The sequence below is a fragment of the Halalkalibacter oceani genome (assembly GCF_023715705.1).
GTDB classification, from domain to species: Bacteria; Bacillota; Bacilli; order Bacillales; family Bacillaceae_D; genus Halalkalibacter; species Halalkalibacter oceani_A.
In genome coordinates this window covers 247,182-264,927 of the sequence record NZ_JAMBOS010000005.1, presented here as the reverse complement: position 1 = coordinate 264,927, position 17,746 = coordinate 247,182, and the positions used below count along the sequence as shown (strand labels likewise).

Genomic DNA, 17,746 nt, shown 5'->3' with positions numbered 1-17,746 from the left:
CACTATACCAAAGAATGAGGTGTTTTTTGTATTTATGAAGCATAATGTCAAGGCTCCTATTGAAATAGGGAGAACCCAAACAAAATCAACAACCTCATCTAATTATTTAGGTGCGAAGTTTGAGTTAACTTATTATCCCTAGCAATTCAACTTAAAAAAGTAAAAACTGTAGATGAAATTCTTCTATTTATAAAAGAGAGATGTATTTCGCATTACATGTTAGATGGATTAATAGAATACATTGAAAACCAGCAGTCAATTAAAAAGTGACAATTACAAAGGTAAGAAACCATTGATATGCGTTATTATCATCAGGGTTAATCCTAATGTAAGTGAAACCTCAATAATGAAGCTTGTTGTATAGAGAGCGACACAGTAACGAGAAGCTCTTAAAACCTACTAGAATTAGCTTTTGTTGTAATGTTACAGCAAAATGGTCATCCTAGTTTAGGTAATCATAATGATTTTAAAACTCTAAAAGGTTGTATGAGAAAATTACTCATACAACCTTTTTTAGAGCAAGAAAGTATAGATTACGAAGGCATGATTGAGAGAGTGAATCATGAAAGACCCACTTCTTTCAGCGAAACTAAAAACCGTGTAACTGTTCAGTTTAATTTCGAGGAAAAGCCAATGACGATATTCCTTTACAAAACTCTAAATCGATCATTTATTATTTCGACCTTTCACAAAGAATCCCTAAAAAAAATATTGTAACTGTCGATATATAGAATAAGAGAATAGCTCAGAGGAGGAGTGGTGTGCGGTGGAGATCAAGAGTTCTGTAAGTCTCGGAGTAAACGATCTGATAAAGAGTCGTTTAAAAGAAGGTTCGGTTAAAACTAAAGGAGAATCATCCGTATCACTTATTGAAAAAGGAGTAGAAGCGTTAAAGGAATCGAGAAAGCATAATGGTTCAAGCGACCTACTTGATAAACAAGTGAAAACGGTGAATGAATTGTTGGAAACAGCTAAAACGGCAATCAGGTTTTCCATTCATGATGATCTGGGACGTACATTTGTTCAAGTCATAAATCAGGATAGTGACGAGATTATCAAGGAAATCCCATCTGAAGAGTTCTTGGATATGATTGCATCGATGCTGAAGTATGCAGGGCTAATTGTTGATGAAAAAATCTAAAAATCCAGTATTGATTGAAAGTGGTGAGAGGTAATGAGATTATCAGGTTTGGCAACTGGTATGGATACAGAGCAAATTATTAGAGATATGATGAGAGTAGAACGTCTGCCTGTTAATAAGATGATGCAAGACAGACAGATCATGCAGTGGAAAATGGAGGACTACCGGGAGATTAACCGCATGCTTAACCAATTTCGGACGAATATTTTCGATACGGTTATGTTACAGTCCAACATGCTGTCTAAAACGGTATCAAGTTCTAATTCAAGCCTTGTTACGGCCACTGCCAGCTCCAGTGTAGGGAATATGAGTCTTCGTTTAGATAATGTTAAGACACTTGCTAAATCTGCTTCCTACTTTAGTGAAAGTGGAATTTCAAGTGGCGGAGAAAAGATTTCAACAAACGCTGCATTGGGCTCACAATCATTTGCAAACTTCAATCATGAGACAGATTGGAAAACCGGTGTCGTTCATCGGGAAGAGATTAGTCAAAGATTCACTTCTTCATATGTACAATTGAGTGAAAGTGGTATCCACAATCCTGAAGATATGGTCGTAAAGGTGAATGGTCAGGTTTATGAAGTCGTTTTAAATGAGAATGACTTGGGGGAAGGAAAAGTCTTTTTAAATACTGATTCAGGCATGCTCCAATTCCAGGAGCCCGTGAACCAGGGAACGACTGTATCCGTTGCTTATATGACTGAAACGGCAACAGAAACATTAGAGTCTCAAACCGCCACGAATTCTTTTCGTTTAGCAAAAGGCGGAATTGATGTGAACAGTCTGACCATTAATGCCGGTGGAACGACTTTTAGTTATGCGGATGGATCGATTGTAACTGATCCGAATCAGTTGGGGCCTGGAAAGGTTTATGTTGATGTCAATACGGGTCAAATGGTTTTCTCTTCTAATTATACGGAAGTAGAAGTTGAGTATGCCCAACGCTATATGACGGCAGGAATTAAGGGCTTTAATGAAAATGGCGAGGTAAGTGACAAATTTATTTTTACGGCTAATCAGTCACTTAATACAGTTTTTAATGAATTAAACCGTTCTCCTGTTGGTGTAAATGCTTTTTATGATGAGTTTACTGATAAAGTAAATATGACAAGAAAAGAGACAGGTGTATTTAACGAAGGCGGACCAGAGTTAGTATTTTCCGGCTTCTTTGAAACTGCACTTAAGTTAGATAATACACAAGCCGACAGTGGGGCCAGCAATGCTACCTTTACTTTAAACGGCTTAGAAACTCAACGTCGTTCTAATACATTTACTGTGTCAGGGATGACGATTACGCTAAATGGTACGTTTGAAAATGAAGTTACGCTGAATGCAGCCACGGATACTGAAAAAGTGTTTGAGACGATTATGGGATTCGTAGAAGAGTATAATGAGCTTCTTGAATTTGTGAATGGGAAATTAACAGAAGATCGTAACCGCTCCTTTCTCCCATTAACTGATGAAGAACGCGCTGCTATGTCAGAAAGTGAGATTGAAAAATGGGAAGAAGCAGCACGTTCAGGCCTGCTGCGAAATGATCAAATCCTTCGGTCTCCCCTTGATAAAATGCGGTTGGACATTTATGGAAACGTGAGTGGATTACTTGATTCAGCATTCAAGCATTTGTCACAAATAGGGATCACGACTTCGAGTAATTATAGTGACCGTGGTAAGCTTGAAGTAAATGAAGATAAATTAAGAGAAGCTATTGAAAAGGATCCTGAGGGTATCTATCAACTCTTTGCCGCGGATGGCGATAGTTATGAAGAGAAGGGTATTGCCAGACGGATGCGTGATACTTTGGATGGGGCAATCGAGTCAATTGCTGAACGAGCAGGTGGAATGCGAGGACGAGTGGAAAATCACCAGTTTACACTTGGTCGCAATATTAACGACTTAAATGACCGGATTTCAAATTTTGAACGTCGCCTTCAACAAATTGAAGATCGTTACTGGCGTCAATTTACGGCAATGGAAACGGCAATTCAGCGAGCCAACCAGCAGGCTGAAATGTTCTTTGCCCAAATGTATCCAGCAGGGCAATAAGTAAAGGGGAGAAGGTAGTTTGGCTACAAACTTACAGAATGCATATAAACAGAATTCAATGAAGACTGCATCTCCAGGTGAATTGACACTAATGCTGTATAATGGCTGCTTGAAGTTTATAAAGCAGACGAGACATGCGATTGAAGCTGGCGAAATTGAACAGCGTAATACCTCGAATATGAAAGCGCAAAATATTATTCGTGAATTAATGGTCACATTGAAGCTCGATTCTGAAGTCGGGCAGAATATGATGGTGATGTATGATTTTATTTTGAATCGTCTTGTTGAGGCGAATATTAAGAATGATTTAAACATGCTTGCCGAAGCAGAAGAGATGGTTACAGGCATGCGTGATATGTGGAAGGAAGCGCTCCAGCTTGATCGTAAACAGCGTCATGGCGCAGGGGCTGGCGGGAATAGATTATGAAGGATCTATACTTGCTAACAGCGGAGCTTGTTACTTTTGTAAAGCAACCATTACCTGAGGATCACGATGAAAGAGATGCTTTTTTAGTAAAACTGGACGAGCGCTTGCAAAAGCGTGAGAGTTTGTTAAAAAAGCTTGATGGAGACTCATTTTCGCCTGCTGAACGAAAATTAGGGGATGAAATCATCAAGCTTAACGGCCGGCTAAATGAGCGTCTTGAGCAAATTCAGATGGAAATCAGAAAGAATCTCGCTGATTTAAAAGAAAAGAAAAAGACGGGTCGCAAATATGAAAATCCATATGACGGTCCAACATCTGAAGGAATCTTTTTTGATAAGCGTGGTGTGTAAGTGCAAAAGCTTAATCCCAGTGTAACGTTACTGGATTAAGCTTTTTTAACGTCGTAGCATTTAAAAGGAATTTTTCTGAAATTCAAATAGGAATATACTATACTTATATTTTTCTATAAATAAAACATAATCCCTAGTTCGAATGTTTCAATTTTCTTATTTGATCAGAAGAGAGGTAATAATAGTTTGAATAGTTGTGAGAGCGGTGGTAAATTAGGATTTGGTTGTAAAGGATGGAAACTGGAGGATGAGGAAATGGAGACGAAACATAGATGGACGGCGTGGCTGCTGTCGCTTGTTTGTTCAGTACTCTTGCTTGGCTGTTCGGCAAATGAAGGGGTAGAAGGAGAGGCAAGTGCGGAGGAGGAGCAGGTGGCTACGGCTCAAGATGATAGTGAGCCGGAATCTGTACTTCTCGCCGAGAATCTTGAACGTTTTAAGCATTCTGAGCCTGACATGCTCATGCGGGCCGAACCGGGTATGTATCATGGCGACCAGTATGACGAGGAAATCGTGCTGGAGGCTTTGAAGGCTGCGGTTGAAGAAGGCATTGAGGGGGAGGAGCTTTTTTATGTTCTCCTCGATTTAGTGGCGGAAGATTATCGTGAGTATCAGGATTATTTTGATCAAGTTGAAATTACGCGGCTGGAAGTGACAGACCGTCCTGGTGACATGGAGCAAGATGCTGAAGAAGGGGAAGCACGTACACCACAAGCGAATGTTCAGGTGCTGTTTGATTCAAGTAGAAGTATGACGGGAACGGTCGATGGCGCTGTGAAAATGGAATTGGCGAAGGAAGCGGTGCAAGATTTTCTGGCGCAAATGCCGGACAACACGCATGTTTCCCTGCGTGTATACGGCCATAAAGGTGATAATACAGCAGAAGGGTATGCCGAGTCCTGCGTGGGTACAGAGCTGATGTATCCATTCAGTCCATTTGAAGAAGGAGCATTTTTAGAGGCACTCGATCAGTTTTCGCCAACCGGATTTACGCCGATCGCTGCTTCGATTGAAGCGGCGAAGGAAGATTTGTTAGCCGCGGGCGGGGAACGGATTGAAAGTATTATTTATATTGTCAGTGACGGAGAAGAAACATGTGGCGGCGATCCGGTCAAGGTGGCCAGAGAGTTGCACGAGAGTGAAATAAACGCAGTTGTCAACATTATCGGCTTTGATGTGGCGAATGAAGAGCAGGAGGCGCTAATGGAGATCGCCGAGGCGGGCGGTGGTGAATACTTCTCGGCCGATTCAGCAAATCAATTGAAAGAAATCCTCCGTGAGCGCAGAAACGAGCTGATAAACGAATGGCGCGAGTGGCAAAATGAAAATTTTGCTGAAAGCAGAGTGAGGCAGCAGGAGATAGTCGGAGAGTCGAGGGAACTACAGGCGGAGATGACCGAGCTGACGAGAACAGAACAAGAAAGAATGGTGGCGCTCTCTCGGCAATTAGAAGATGAGCTTGATATGAGTCTGTCGCAGCTGCGTAATGCCGCAAACAGCCGCGCTCTCGCTTTGCGAAATTATATGACGAGCACATCGCTGGAAATCAGGAACGAAGCCGTGTCGACCGGCTTGACGGAAAGAAATGAAGTTCTGCAAGAAGGATTAAGTGAAAGACATAAGCTGTATAGAGGAGAGGAGTGAAAAAAATAAAAGAGTGAACGGGCATTTCTTAGTTAGACTATCTTAAAAGGGAACGAGCCCCTTTTAAGGTAGTTTTTTTAGTTGGGATGCTCGTTTTTGTAAAATAGGAGTGGAAAATAGCCGATAAATACAAAAAAGAGCTATTGCGTCTGTTGAAAGGAGAAGCCGAACGATGATCATCCGCCACAATGCAATGGCGTTAACCGCCTATCGTCACTATCAGCAAAATAGCTTTTTGATGCAGCGTTCAATGGAGCGCCTTTCTTCAGGTCAGCGGATCAATCGGGCGGCCGATGATCCGGCGGGTCTGGCAATCTCTGAAAAAATGCGCGCGCAAATCCGCGGCTTGGAGCAGGCTGCCCGGAATGCCCGTGACGGAATTTCTGTTTTGCAAACAGCGGAGGGGGCACTTTCCGAGACGCAGGCGATTTTACAGCGGATGCGGGAGTTGGCTGTTCAGGCAGCAAATGACACGAATACGGACAGGGAACGAGAGGCGATCGCCAAAGAGCTTGAACAACTGCGTGCGGCTATTGATTCAATCGGAAATTCGACTGAATTTAATACAATAAAATTGCTGGATGGTTCCGGTGATGGTAAGAACGTGTCACTTTCTTTGCAGATTGGGGCGAATAGTGGTCAGACCATGCAAATTAAGTTTAATGATATGCGTGCAGGGGCGCTTGGCCTTGATGAGGAAGATGCTCTTGACGTATCCTCCCATGAAAAGGCGCAAGAAGTGATCGAAAGACTGGAAACAGCTGTCAGACAAGTATCTTCAGAGCGGGCGAGAATTGGTGCGTATCAAAATCGTCTCGAGCATACGATATCAAATGTAACGAATTCTGCTGTTAATCTTCAAGCTGCAGAATCACGGATACGTGATGCTGATATGGCAAGAGAAATGATGGAATATACGAAACGGTCCCTTCTTGCTCAAGTAGCTTTGGCAATGATTGCCCAGGCAAATCAGCAGTCACACATAGTGTTACGCCTGCTTCAGTAATTGTAAAGAAGCGCCCCTTACCAGAGCTCCTACTTATAAAAAACGTGCACCTTCTTAGAGACAGAAGTCAAAGAAGGGTCATCCGGGGAGGCCAGTATGAATAAACGAGACGAGGAACAGCTTAGCTATTTAAAGGGACAGCTTGATTGGAGTCGGCGTCAGGCCTGGTTATTGGAGCAGCTGGAAATGAAGCTGCGTGCGATGCGACAAATAGCTTTCTATGCACTTGAAGGTGATACAACAGCTACAGAAGTAGAACAGCTTCAACGGGAGATTGAGGAATGCCAGCAGGAAGTTCGGGAATTACAGAAACAAATTTCTCCTGACTATGTGCATTAAACAAAATTGTTCAATTGCCGATATGAGGAGTATGAGGAAATTTTCGGAATCGGGAAGAGAAGGAAGGGGCCTTTCGCTTCCTAAGCTCCCAATTGAGGCCTAACTGAGAGAAGATTCGGAGATACGTCTCCTTTACTGTATATATCAAAGAAAAGGAGGTGTTTACAATGGATATTGCGTTGCTTTCTATGGCGATGAATCAAGGACAAATCAGGCAGGAAGCCAGCATGGCGGTTATGAAAAAGGCGATGGGCAATGCGGAGCAGCAGGGAGAAGCATTGCAGAAGCTTTTGAGTTCAGCAGATGTGGCGGCGATCCAGCATGCGGCTCAGCCTCATCTTGGTGGTTCAATTGATGTAACATTATAGTAGGCAGACCTTCAAGGTTTATGGATAACCTTTGAAGGTTTTTTTTTATTGTTGGTTAGGTATTTACGGTTCGTTTAAGCAGAGACCAGCAGGATACTGATGATGGCTGATAGTTAGGATTTCAGCATCTTCCTTCACTCCGGACGCTTTAACAAAGAAGTTTTTGAAGGATTGTCGGGTTGAGAGGGAGTGATGGTTGAACCGCTTGTAAACAGTGAACGAGACCACATAGCAGTCAGTTGCGTCTTCCCCGGCTGTTTGGAAACCAGGGATAAGAATGAGGAATTATTTACATCAATAGACTGTTATCGGTAAGTATTTATAGTATAATAGTCTTAGAGTATGAGCCAAAAAGGAAGGGTGACACGATGGCTGTAACACATATGCAAGCTGCTTACAAACAAAACGCAATGAAGACAGCATCTCCTGGCGAGCTGACATTAATGCTTTATAATGGCTGCTTAAAATTTATCAAGCAGGCCAAGCAGGCAATGGAAGCGCAAGAGGTTGAGAAGCGCAATGTAGCGCTGTCAAAGGCTCAGGACATTATTCGTGAGTTGATGGTGACGTTAAAGACAGATTCTGAACTGGGTCAGAATATGATGAGACTCTATGATTTTATTCTTAATCGTATGGTCGAAGCCAATATTAAAAATGATGTCGTCATGTTAGAAGAAGCGGAAGAGCTTGTAATTGAGTTTCGCGATACGTGGAAGCAGGTTATTGCGGCTGACCGACAGCAGCGTCACGGTGCAGGTGGCCAAGCCTGATGTCTGTTATGAAGATGTTATATCTTCAGACAGAGACACTATTTTCTTTTGTGAACGAACCTTTTCGGAAAAAACAAGTTGCGCGCGAAGCTCTTTTGACCGAGCTTAAACGAAGCGGAGTGGAAGCTGGCGCTGAACTGATTAAATTAAATAAACGTTTAATGTATCAGCTAGAACAGCCGATCTACAAACGGAAATATGAAAATCGATCGAAGACCCCGGCTCAGACGGCATCTTCTTCGATAAACGTGGAGTGTAAGAACAGAATCCCCAGACCTGGTGTTGGTATGGGGATTCTGTTCGAAACAGGTGCGGAGCCGCCGGCGGGGTTTTGAAAATCAGGATGAAACGGTTTTTCTCATCCTGATTGGCGGCGAGAGAAGCGGCTGTAAGAGGGTTGAAATCCAAATCCCCAGGTCCGGTGTTGGCCTGGGGGCTCGTTTCTAGGAAAAAATCGAAGCAAGGCGATGGCTTCGCGCGTTACGCGGTTGGCTGAAAGAAGCCGAATTGTGATGGGGAAACAAGGAAGTGGCTCCGTCCTACGCAAATCCCATACCGTGGAAAACCGCTTCGGTATGGGATTTTAAAACCATGTGCAGACTTCTGAACGTTTACTTTTTTCTTACGTTCTATCCTACTTCCTCAAATTCTGTGTATTCAAGGTTGAATTCTTCGGCGGAATCTACTACTTCAGCTGGAATATCGATCGTTTCTATTTCATTGAAGCGGCTGAAGCTCGCCTTGGTTGTTGTTTGCATAGGGAGGGCTTCGCCTTCCAAGTTAAGGGAGAAGTCCATAGACATGTCCATTTGTGTTTGGTAGTACGTTTCTTTGTCAATGAGCAGCGTATAATGAACAGCTTCAATTGTCGCTAAATTGGCCATGGAATCAAGCGTATTGGCAAACTCCTCATTGACCATGCCGTTCAGTTCCTCGGCAAAGCTCGGTAAAGTTGAGGCGGCTCCTTCGACATGAATGCGGTAATGATTGCGTTCTTCCTCTATGCTGAGGTGCTCCACGTATTTCAGTAACAGCTCGAGCTGCTCGGTTGGCTCGATTTGCCGCGTTTGCAGTTCTGATACGTTTTGTGCTAACTCATCAGGATATGTAAACCAGGCATCCTCCATCGCGTCACGAAAGTAAATTTCATTGTCGACGAGATACAGTTCGGTTTCAATTTCGCCCATTTCGGGAACGTCGACAATCATTTTTTGATAGGTGGCTAACGGCTTCTGAATGAAGTCCATGACCATTTCAGAGTCAGAGGTGAACGTTTCTCCGTCGGGGAATTGCATCGTCTGTCGCATGTGCAATTCGGAGCTTATGCTCTCAACGGCTGTCATCACGTCAACAGACCGGAGCAGAACCTCTTCCACGGAAAGAAGCGCTTCCTCTTCCTCCTCTTCAGGCATCTCCTGCTCGGGATTCACCGGGGCATCGGAATCGGTATCGGCCGGTTCGCCGCACGCCGCTAAGAGCAGGACAGCAGAAACCCCGATACATACTTTTTTCCAAGCGATCATTCCAGGGGCCTCCCTTCTTATTCCATCATCTTTCTTACTTTACCAAACTTTTACGAATGATTATAGTAGGCAAAAGATACGAAATCCAAAAAGGCACCCCTCCCGCTTTTTTGGCGCCAAAGAGGGTGTGCCTTTTTCTATCATGCGCGAAGGCGGGGAAAAAGACCTCATGGGGAACGAGGTGCTTCACGCATTTTAAAACTAGCCATGCCAATATGGGTGAGGGAAATGTAAGTATTATAAGCATTGACTAGTGGAAGGGGCAATTCTGAAAGCCATTGCATAGTGCAAATTTGTCTATATATGTAAACCTTCACTACCATTCTAATGGGAAAAATGTCAGAAAACAAGGAAAAATTTAGATTATTCAAAAAAATAATCATTTTTGCTGAAAATGAAAGGGGTCGCATGCGAAAGAGTGAAGCGTTTTCATGGTTTTGGCTGCATTCGTCAAAATATTTCAATTTCTCCTGTAAGTTCGACAGGATAAGCGTTTGACATTGATTATAAGCACTGCTATAGTAAAAGTGTGGAAATTATCCACAGTATTTTAGTTACGAAGGGAATGTGAAAGCATGCAAGGAAAAGTAAAATGGTTTAACGCAGAAAAAGGTTTCGGTTTTATCGAGCGCGAAGATGGGGACGACGTATTCGTTCACTTCTCTGCTATCAATGCTGAAGGATTCAAGTCTTTAGACGAAGGTCAAGATGTTGAATTTGAAATTGTTGAAGGTGCTCGCGGACCTCAAGCTGCGAACGTTGTTAAGCTTTAATTCACATTCCTGGGTAGGAAAATGAATCATAGCTATAACTATTCAAACCCGCTTCTTTCTATAGAAAGAAGCGGGTTTTTCATTTTTGTTTTTTACCCTTTTGTCGAGTCCTTAAGCGATGTACGGAACCAGCACGGACTTGTGGAGTATCGACCCATTGTCAACAGGTCAAAGCTGTTTTGGCAGGCAGCCGTATCTTTACGAAAATTCAACAAAATTAATCTGAGCTACATATTATGTTTAAGAAGGGTTTATAATGGGGTATATAGAAGTAAGTACATAGAAAAGGAGGAGTTCTTAATGAAATACAATATTCGTGGTGAAAACATTGAAGTAACTCCAGCTTTACGTGACTATGTTGAGAAGAAAATCAGCAAACTGGAGCGTTATTTTGATACGACGCCTGTGGCTGATGTCAACGTGAAAATGCAAGTGTTAAACAATCAACATATAATGGAAATAACGATTCCGATGCCTCAGCTGCTTTTACGGGCGGAGGAAGTTCATACAGATATGTATGCGGCGATAGACAATGTGGTGGAAAAGCTAGAACGGCAGATCCGTAAGCATAAGACGAAAGTGAATCGGAAGTTTCGTCAGGAAGGCAGCTTGAAGTATATGTTCAAAAATGATCTTGAGCCGCTTGAAGAGGAAGCTCCGATTTCAGATGAATTAGAAGTGGTCAGAACAAAGCGGTTTAATTTGAAGCCAATGGATGCTGAAGAAGCGATTTTGCAAATGGACATGCTCGGTCACAACTTTTTCGTCTTCTCGGATGCCGTCAATGGAAACACGAATGTCGTTTACCGTAGAAAAGACGGGAAATACGGTTTGATTGAGCCGGAGGCATAAGAAAAACAGGAGATGTTTCAAAAGCAGGATGATGATCCCTTTTGAAGCATCTCTTTTTTAGGTTGCAGGTTGATTCAGGGAAGGGCGCCGGCTCCGTGCGTTACACGTTTGGCGAAAAGAAATCTGTCATTGTAACGGCTCCGCACGTCCCGCCATTTCTTAGCCCAATGTTTCATAAAGCTGTTGCTGCATGAGGACTGTGTCAATCGGACAGGCACTTGCGTCGCGCCCATATTGCCATGCCCAGACATTGGCTTCGCAATCAGGCCCGCTTGGCGCATAAGGGGGAAAGCGCCGCTTTGTTGTGACGCCAGGCTCAGGCTCGGCGCTCCAGATAACAGCCTGCTCACCGACGAGCGGGGTTGCTTCCGTCGCCTGACAAAAAGCTTCATTAAAATGTCCTTCATCCGGATCAGCATAAAAGCCTGGGCGGAACGGGCTCTGATAAAATGACTTAACCCAGGCGGTGAGCCATGCGCTGTCTACGTCAAAGGATCTATCCACATTGGCAAAGATAAACACGCCTTCCACCAGACCTATGCTTCGCGCCTTGAAAATCGCGTTTCTTGCCGCGACAGAACCGGCACGTTCGCCGACTGCTGCAGAAAAATTGTTGTAAATCGGTAAAAGCTTCATCCCTTTATCACGAATGAAATGTGCTTCTTCCATTGTTAAACCTTCACTGACTCCGGGAATATCTGATAAGTATCGCCCCCAGAAATCGGGCTGGCCGAATTCCGAGAGTACACATTGATAAAACTCCTCTGTTAGACGGGCCGTCGAATTAACGCCCCAGTTTAAAATTGCCATGTCATCCCTCCTCATGCCCAGTGTATGCAACAGGGGCGATCTGGGCGACATTCTTCAGCAGAAAAATGCTACCTGGTAAAGCTTGAAACATCAAGGAGAAGGGGACGTGACAATTGCGGCAGTTGCAAAGGGAGCGGCAGGCGGGTGTCGACCTAACAGACCTCGGTCCGTGCTTTGGCAAACCTGCGTCTGTCATCAGGTGTAAGAATGGGAAGTCCTTGTAAGCTCCGATTTTACCTGCTAAAATTATCGTAAGTGTGAAAATGCTTCATGTCCGCTTGTTGGGTGGGCTGAAAGAAGAGAGGACGAATTCGATGTTAGGTCTATTAAAGAAAGTAATCGGCGATCCGAGTCAACGTCAATTAAAAAAGAACGAAAAAATCGTTGAGCAAATTGAAGCGTTGGCGCCTGAGATGAAAAAGCTGTCAGATGACGGTCTTCGCCAAAAAACAGAAGAATTCAAGCAACGTCATCAGCAGGGAGAATCACTTGATGACTTATTAGTAGAAGCGTTTGCGGTCGTACGGGAATCGGCGACGCGCGTCTTGCATATGACACCGTATCCGGTGCAACTTCTTGGGGCGATTGCCCTTCACCAGGGAAATATTGCTGAAATGAAAACAGGGGAAGGGAAAACCCTTGTCGGGACGATGCCCGTTTACTTGAATGCCTTAACGGAAAAGGGTGTTCATGTCGTGACGGTCAACGATTACCTCGCTCGCCGTGACTGTGAAATTATGGGAGAGCTATATCGCTTCCTCGGTTTGACGGTTGGTTTGAATGAATCCGGTCTGTCGAAGGAAGAGAAGCAGGAAGCGTACCGTGCTGACGTCACCTATAGTACGAATAATGAGCTTGGTTTTGACTATTTGCGTGATAATATGGTGCTTTATAAAGAACAAATGGTCCAGCGTCCGCTTCATTTCGCGTTAATCGATGAAGTCGACTCGATTTTAATTGATGAAGCGCGGACGCCATTAATTATCTCCGGCTCGGTTGAACGCTCGACCCAGCTTTATCAGCAGGCGAATTCCTTTATTCGGACGTTGAAAAAGGATGAGGACTATACGCTTGATGAAAAGACGAAAAGCGTACAGCTGACTGAGGAAGGCGTTAATAAAGCCGAGCGGGCTTTTGGCATTGAGAATTTATACGATCAAAAGCATGTCCAGCTGAACCATCATCTGACCCAATCGTTAAAGGCGCATGTCGTGATGGTTCGCGATGCTGATTACGTCGTCGAGGAAGGCGAGGTCGTCATCGTCGACTCCTTTACAGGGCGTTTAATGAAAGGACGTCGCTATAGTGACGGACTTCATCAAGCGATCGAAGCGAAGGAAGGGCTGCCGATTCAGCGTGAGAGCATGACGCTTGCCTCGATTACGTTCCAGAACTACTTCAGAATGTATCAAAAGCTTGCCGGGATGACGGGTACAGCGAAAACGGAAGAAGAGGAATTCCGTAATATTTATGGAATGGACGTCATGGCGATTCCGACGAACAAGCCGATTGCCCGGGATGACCGGCCCGATTTGATTTTCAAGACGATGGAAGCGAAGTTCAAAGCGGTCGTCAATGAAATTGAAGAAAAGCATAAAAAAGGACAACCCGTGCTTGTCGGTACAGTAAGTGTCGAGACATCTGAGCTTGTGTCTGGTCTGTTGAAAAAAAGACGGATTCCACACCACGTCCTCAATGCCAAAAATCATGAGAAGGAAGCCGAGATTATTGAGAACGCGGGGCACAAGGGAGCCGTTACAATCGCGACGAACATGGCCGGCCGTGGTACCGATATTAAGCTGGGCGAGGGTGTTATCGAGCTCGGCGGTCTTCATGTGCTTGGAACAGAACGTCATGAAAGCCGGCGGATTGATAATCAGCTCCGTGGACGTTCTGGTCGTCAGGGAGATCCGGGTTCCTCCCAGTTCTATTTGTCGATGGAAGATGAGCTGATGCGCCGCTTCGGCTCTGACAACATGAGAACGATGATGGAAAAGCTCGGGATGGAAGAGGATCAGCCGATTGAAAGCAAGCTCGTTTCCCGCGCGGTAGAGACGGCGCAAAAACGTGTCGAAGGGAATAACTTCGATGCGCGGAAGCAGATTTTGCAATATGATGATGTCATGCGTGAACAGCGTGAGATTATTTACAAGCAGCGCGTTGAGGTCCTTGAATCGGATAATCTTCGTCAGATTGTCGAATCGATGATCAAATCGGTGATTGAGCGCACGGTACGTCTTCACACTCCTGAAAGTGAGGTTCCGGAGGATTGGGATCTTGGGGCGATCGTCAATTATATGAAAGCCCAGCTTTTGAATGAAAATGACTTGACCGAACAGGAGCTGCGCGGTCTTGATCCTGAAGAAATGATCGAGCTGATTACCGGGAAAGTACTGGCAAGTTATAATCAGAAGGAAGAAGAGTTCACGCCGGAATACATGCGTGAATTCGAGAAGGTCATTATGCTGCGGACGGTTGACCGCAAGTGGATGAACCATATTGACCAGATGGATCAGCTGCGTCAGGGGATTCACCTTCGCGCTTATGGACAAAACGATCCGTTGCGTGAATATCGCTTTGAAGGATTTGAAATGTTTGAGCAAATGATTGCCTCGATTGAAGAGGAAGTGTCGATGTACGTGATGAAGGCCCAAGTACAGCAAAACCTTGAGCGCCAAAAGGTTGCTGAAGGAAAGGCGGTTCATCAAAGCACGGAACAGCAGCCGAAGAAGCGCCAGCCGATCAGAAAGGGTGTCACGGTCGGACGCAATGATCCGTGTCCGTGCGGCAGCGGCAAAAAGTACAAAAACTGCTGCGGCGCATAAGCGGCAAGATAAAATAATGAGGTAGAGGTGCAGGATGGAACTAGTAGAGATTAAGCAGACGTTGACAACAATGGCAAAGCGATTATCAAATTTTAGGGGGTCTCTTTGACCTCGATGAGAAGCAGGAACGCATTGCTGAATTAGAAGAGAAGATGACCGATCCTGATTTTTGGAATGACCAGGAGGCGGCTCAGGCGGTCATTAACGATTCCAATGCGTTAAAAGAACAGGTTAACGGCTTTCTTGCGCTGGAATCGGAGTACGAGGATTTAGAGGTTTCTTATGAGCTCGTGAAGGAGGAAGCCGACGAGGATCTGCAAAAAGATCTGGAGCAGGGCGTCACCAGCTTAAGTGAAGCGCTGAATCAGTTCGAACTTCAGCTTTTGTTAAGCGAGCCTTATGATAAGAATAATGCGATTCTTGAGCTTCATCCCGGTGCCGGGGGGACCGAGTCGCAGGACTGGGCTTCGATGCTTTTGCGGATGTACACGCGCTGGGCGGAGCGAAAAGGCTTTAAAGTTGAAACGATGGATTATTTGCCCGGTGATGAGGCCGGCGTAAAAAGCGTCACATTGCTAATTAAAGGTCATAATGCTTACGGCTATTTAAAAGCCGAGAAAGGCGTCCATCGGCTAGTACGGATTTCCCCGTTTGACTCGTCGGGAAGGCGGCATACATCGTTCGTTTCGTGCGAAGTGATGCCTGAGCTTGATGATAATGTCGACATCGACCTCTCGCCTGAGGATTTGAAAATTGACACGTATCGCGCAAGTGGCGCCGGCGGTCAGCATATTAATACGACCGATTCGGCGGTACGGATCACCCACTTGCCGACCAACACAGTCGTCACTTGCCAAAGCGAGCGCTCGCAAATTAAAAACCGCGAACAAGCGATGAAAATGATGAAAGCGAAGCTGTATCAGCTCAAAATCGAAGAGCAGCAGCAGGAGCTTGCCGAAATTCGCGGCGAGCAAAAGGAAATTGGTTGGGGAAGCCAAATCCGCTCTTATGTGTTTCATCCATACAGCATGGTCAAGGACCATCGCACCAATCACGAAGTCGGCAATACGACAAGCGTTATGGATGGCGACCTTGACGGCTTCATCGATGCTTATTTGCGTCAGGCCATCGGCGGAGTGGAGCAGGAGTAATTAGAGCTAGCCTCTCAAAAGTGAATGAGGCGTAGGTCTTCAATAAAGAAAGGGACGACAGCATTTGCGTCGTCCCTTTCTTTGTTCTGGAGAAATGGAAGGAATATTTTGAGTAATCTCATTCCATGATTTCATTTCTAAGCTTCCCTTCTTACTTCTTCACCGCGCTAATGGAGTCGCGTTTACTTCCAGGAGAGCTAATGCTATACTACCCAATGGTTTGGATATGATAGTAAAAAGGAGTGAAGCGGATGCTAGCACCTCGCAAACGGAGAGGACCTCTCAATCACAGGCTGCAATTATTGATCGATTATACATATATCCTGACAGGGGCGGCGATCGTCGCGATTGCGTTTAACTTGTTTTTATTGCCCAATAAAATTGCCTCAGGCGGCGTAAGCGGGATTAGTACGATTGTTAATGCGACGTTCGGTATCGAGCCGGCTTTTACGCAATGGGCTTTTAACATTCCTCTGTTCATTCTCGGTTTCCTGCTGCTTGGCGGGCTCAAATATGGGATTAAAACATTGGCCGGTACTTTGTTTCTCCCCTTTGTTGTGTTTTTAACGCGGGAATGGTCAGTCGGCTTTGAAGATGCACTGCTTGGCGCACTATTTGGCGGAATAGGCGTAGGTCTCGGGCTTGGGATCGTCTTTCGAGCGAGCGCCAGCACCGGTGGAACAGATCTTGCAGCGCAGATTATTCAGAAATTTACTGGAGTTTCACTTGGCGCGTGCGTCTTTATCCTCGATGGGCTGATCGTCCTGACGTCGGCGGTTGTATTTGGTTTGGAACTGGCGTTATATGCGTTAATTGCTCTATTTGTGACTGGAAAGACGATTGATTTAGTGCAAATGGGGGTAGGATATGCAAAGGTAGCTTTAATCATCTCCAATCATCAGGAAGAACTGAGGAAAAGCATCTTGCGGGATGTGGATCGTGGCGTAACAAAGCTAAGCGGCTATGGCGGTTATACCGAAGAAGAAAGACCCGTTTTAATGTGTGTTGTCCATCAGAGCGAGGTCACAAAATTGAAACATATCGTTCAAGCTGTTGACCCGCAAGCGTTTGTCATTGTTACGAACGCGACGGAGGTGCTTGGAGAAGGGTTTAAGCACGCCTGACAAAAAAGAAATCAGCTATAATGTGCTTGGAGGAAACTCCTGCAAAACGAATCAATGGAGGGAAAGAGATGAAGAAATTTCTACTTGTGCTAGGTGCTGTTTTTGCTTTGACAGCTTGCGGAGGCGGAGGAGAAGAGCCAGCCCCGGTTGATGAAGCTCCAGTTGATGAAGCGCCGGCGGATGATGCGGCTGGAGAAGAAGCAGCGGGTGATTTCGACGCTGAAGCGGCTCGTACGTCATACGAGGCAAGCTGTATTGGGTGTCATGGAGGGAACCTGCAAGGTGGAGCGGGTCCAGCTTTGGCAGGGACGGAACTCTCAGTTGAAGAAATTGAAGATGTGATTTTAAATGGACAAGGCACAATGCCGGCTCAAAACATCCCGCAAGAGGATGCCAACAACATCGCTCAATGGATTAAAACTCAATAAGAACGTAAGAGACGAGGACAAAAGCCATCGTTACGAATAATGGCTTCGGAGCTTGAGACAAAAGGTAACCATCCCTTTATCTCAAGCTTTTTTTCATTGCGGAGTTGAGAAAAGCGAAGGGACTCGTATTACAGACTGAAATATAATTGTAATAAAATTGGTCCTCCAT

At 44.9% G+C, this 17,746-nt stretch carries 18 protein-coding genes; 16 read left to right on the top strand and 2 right to left on the bottom strand.

Going from position 1 to position 17,746, the window contains the following annotated elements; translation table 11 throughout:
- Window positions 1-766 precede the first annotated feature (766 nt).
- The 10 genes from M3212_RS07755 (at window position 767) to M3212_RS07710 (ending at window position 8,426) form a co-directional block, all read left to right on the top strand.
- Window positions 767-1,141, top strand: coding sequence for a flagellar protein FlaG (locus M3212_RS07755; RefSeq protein ID WP_251193378.1), 375 nt, complete (start codon window positions 767-769; stop codon window positions 1,139-1,141).
- A 33-nt stretch (window positions 1,142-1,174) separates the two neighbouring features.
- Window positions 1,175-3,187 carry a flagellar filament capping protein FliD gene (gene fliD, locus M3212_RS07750; protein WP_251193377.1) on the top strand — a complete coding sequence of 671 codons (2,013 nt, stop codon included), beginning with the start codon at window positions 1,175-1,177 and terminating at the stop codon, window positions 3,185-3,187.
- 19 nt (window positions 3,188-3,206) lie between these two features.
- On the top strand, window positions 3,207-3,614 hold the full coding sequence (gene fliS / locus M3212_RS07745) for a flagellar export chaperone FliS (protein ID WP_285874129.1): 408 nt from the start codon (window positions 3,207-3,209) through the stop codon (window positions 3,612-3,614).
- Window positions 3,611-3,964, top strand: a complete 354-nt coding sequence (locus M3212_RS07740) for a flagellar protein (protein WP_251193376.1) — start codon at window positions 3,611-3,613, stop codon at window positions 3,962-3,964. The genes fliS (M3212_RS07745) and M3212_RS07740 overlap by 4 nt, the downstream gene beginning before the upstream one ends.
- 255 nt (window positions 3,965-4,219) lie before the next feature.
- The gene (locus tag M3212_RS07735; protein WP_251193375.1) at window positions 4,220-5,608 is read left to right on the top strand and encodes a VWA domain-containing protein; all 1,389 of its coding nucleotides are present in this window, start codon (window positions 4,220-4,222) and stop codon (window positions 5,606-5,608) included.
- Window positions 5,609-5,780: 172 nt separating this feature from the next.
- A complete protein-coding gene (locus tag M3212_RS07730; protein ID WP_251193374.1) occupies window positions 5,781-6,614 on the top strand; it encodes a flagellin in 834 nt (277 codons plus the stop codon).
- Window positions 6,615-6,710: 96 nt separating this feature from the next.
- The gene (locus tag M3212_RS07725) at window positions 6,711-6,953 is read left to right on the top strand and encodes a hypothetical protein (protein ID WP_251193373.1); all 243 of its coding nucleotides are present in this window, start codon (window positions 6,711-6,713) and stop codon (window positions 6,951-6,953) included.
- Window positions 6,954-7,120: 167 nt separating this feature from the next.
- Window positions 7,121-7,321, top strand: coding sequence for a YjfB family protein (locus M3212_RS07720; protein WP_251193372.1), 201 nt, complete (start codon window positions 7,121-7,123; stop codon window positions 7,319-7,321).
- 368 nt (window positions 7,322-7,689) lie between these two features.
- Entirely contained in the window at window positions 7,690-8,091 is a 402-nt protein-coding gene (gene fliS, locus M3212_RS07715) for a flagellar export chaperone FliS (RefSeq protein ID WP_251193371.1), read from the top strand.
- Entirely contained in the window at window positions 8,091-8,426 is a 336-nt protein-coding gene (locus tag M3212_RS07710) for a hypothetical protein (protein WP_251193370.1), read from the top strand. The genes fliS (M3212_RS07715) and M3212_RS07710 overlap by 1 nt, the downstream gene beginning before the upstream one ends.
- Window positions 8,427-8,720: 294 nt before the next feature.
- Here M3212_RS07710 and M3212_RS07705 read toward each other — a convergent pair whose 3' ends face one another.
- Window positions 8,721-9,614 (bottom strand): DUF6612 family protein, encoded by an 894-nt coding sequence (locus M3212_RS07705; RefSeq protein ID WP_251193369.1) that lies wholly within the window; start codon window positions 9,612-9,614, stop codon window positions 8,721-8,723.
- Window positions 9,615-10,189: 575 nt separating this feature from the next.
- On the opposite strand from M3212_RS07705, the gene M3212_RS07700 reads away from it, so the two are divergent.
- A complete protein-coding gene (locus M3212_RS07700; protein ID WP_035345405.1) occupies window positions 10,190-10,387 on the top strand; it encodes a cold shock domain-containing protein in 198 nt (65 codons plus the stop codon).
- 300 nt (window positions 10,388-10,687) lie between these two features.
- Window positions 10,688-11,239 (top strand): ribosome hibernation-promoting factor, HPF/YfiA family, encoded by a 552-nt coding sequence (gene hpf / locus M3212_RS07695; protein ID WP_251193368.1) that lies wholly within the window; start codon window positions 10,688-10,690, stop codon window positions 11,237-11,239.
- A 159-nt stretch (window positions 11,240-11,398) separates the two neighbouring features.
- Here hpf and M3212_RS07690 read toward each other — a convergent pair whose 3' ends face one another.
- Window positions 11,399-12,049 carry a glycoside hydrolase domain-containing protein gene (locus M3212_RS07690; RefSeq protein WP_251193367.1) on the bottom strand — a complete coding sequence of 217 codons (651 nt, stop codon included), beginning with the start codon at window positions 12,047-12,049 and terminating at the stop codon, window positions 11,399-11,401.
- A 314-nt stretch (window positions 12,050-12,363) separates the two neighbouring features.
- On the opposite strand from M3212_RS07690, the gene secA reads away from it, so the two are divergent.
- The 4 genes from secA to M3212_RS07670 all read left to right on the top strand — a co-directional run bounded on the left by secA (window position 12,364) and on the right by M3212_RS07670 (window position 17,577).
- Window positions 12,364-14,874 (top strand): preprotein translocase subunit SecA, encoded by a 2,511-nt coding sequence (gene secA / locus M3212_RS07685; protein ID WP_251193366.1) that lies wholly within the window; start codon window positions 12,364-12,366, stop codon window positions 14,872-14,874.
- A gap of 34 nt (window positions 14,875-14,908) precedes the next feature.
- A protein-coding gene (gene prfB / locus M3212_RS07680; RefSeq protein WP_251193365.1) for a peptide chain release factor 2 occupies window positions 14,909-16,025 on the top strand; the annotation gives its coding sequence in 2 pieces (ribosomal slippage) (window positions 14,909-14,980 and window positions 14,982-16,025; 1,116 coding nt in all).
- A gap of 251 nt (window positions 16,026-16,276) precedes the next feature.
- Window positions 16,277-17,149, top strand: coding sequence for a YitT family protein (locus M3212_RS07675; RefSeq protein ID WP_251193364.1), 873 nt, complete (start codon window positions 16,277-16,279; stop codon window positions 17,147-17,149).
- A 68-nt stretch (window positions 17,150-17,217) separates the two neighbouring features.
- Window positions 17,218-17,577 carry a c-type cytochrome gene (locus M3212_RS07670; RefSeq protein ID WP_251193363.1) on the top strand — a complete coding sequence of 120 codons (360 nt, stop codon included), beginning with the start codon at window positions 17,218-17,220 and terminating at the stop codon, window positions 17,575-17,577.
- Window positions 17,578-17,746 lie beyond the last annotated feature (169 nt).

What these genes read in the sequence shown, in the direction of transcription:
- M3212_RS07735 (WP_251193375.1), top strand. Translation starts at nt 4,220, where the DNA reads ATGGAGACGAAACATAGATGGACGGCGTGGCTGCTGTCGCTTGTTTGT.
- secA (WP_251193366.1), top strand. Translation starts at nt 12,364, where the DNA reads ATGTTAGGTCTATTAAAGAAAGTAATCGGCGATCCGAGTCAACGTCAA.
- M3212_RS07675 (WP_251193364.1), top strand. Translation starts at nt 16,277, where the DNA reads ATGCTAGCACCTCGCAAACGGAGAGGACCTCTCAATCACAGGCTGCAA.
- M3212_RS07690 (WP_251193367.1), bottom strand. Translation starts at nt 12,049, where the DNA reads ATGGCAATTTTAAACTGGGGCGTTAATTCGACGGCCCGTCTAACAGAG.
- M3212_RS07670 (WP_251193363.1), top strand. Translation starts at nt 17,218, where the DNA reads ATGAAGAAATTTCTACTTGTGCTAGGTGCTGTTTTTGCTTTGACAGCT.
- M3212_RS07720 (WP_251193372.1), top strand. Translation starts at nt 7,121, where the DNA reads ATGGATATTGCGTTGCTTTCTATGGCGATGAATCAAGGACAAATCAGG.
- hpf (WP_251193368.1), top strand. Translation starts at nt 10,688, where the DNA reads ATGAAATACAATATTCGTGGTGAAAACATTGAAGTAACTCCAGCTTTA.
- M3212_RS07740 (WP_251193376.1), top strand. Translation starts at nt 3,611, where the DNA reads ATGAAGGATCTATACTTGCTAACAGCGGAGCTTGTTACTTTTGTAAAG.
- M3212_RS07700 (WP_035345405.1), top strand. Translation starts at nt 10,190, where the DNA reads ATGCAAGGAAAAGTAAAATGGTTTAACGCAGAAAAAGGTTTCGGTTTT.
- fliD (WP_251193377.1), top strand. Translation starts at nt 1,175, where the DNA reads ATGAGATTATCAGGTTTGGCAACTGGTATGGATACAGAGCAAATTATT.
- M3212_RS07705 (WP_251193369.1), bottom strand. Translation starts at nt 9,614, where the DNA reads ATGATCGCTTGGAAAAAAGTATGTATCGGGGTTTCTGCTGTCCTGCTC.
- M3212_RS07730 (WP_251193374.1), top strand. Translation starts at nt 5,781, where the DNA reads ATGATCATCCGCCACAATGCAATGGCGTTAACCGCCTATCGTCACTAT.
- fliS (WP_251193371.1), top strand. Translation starts at nt 7,690, where the DNA reads ATGGCTGTAACACATATGCAAGCTGCTTACAAACAAAACGCAATGAAG.
- M3212_RS07710 (WP_251193370.1), top strand. Translation starts at nt 8,091, where the DNA reads ATGTCTGTTATGAAGATGTTATATCTTCAGACAGAGACACTATTTTCT.
- M3212_RS07725 (WP_251193373.1), top strand. Translation starts at nt 6,711, where the DNA reads ATGAATAAACGAGACGAGGAACAGCTTAGCTATTTAAAGGGACAGCTT.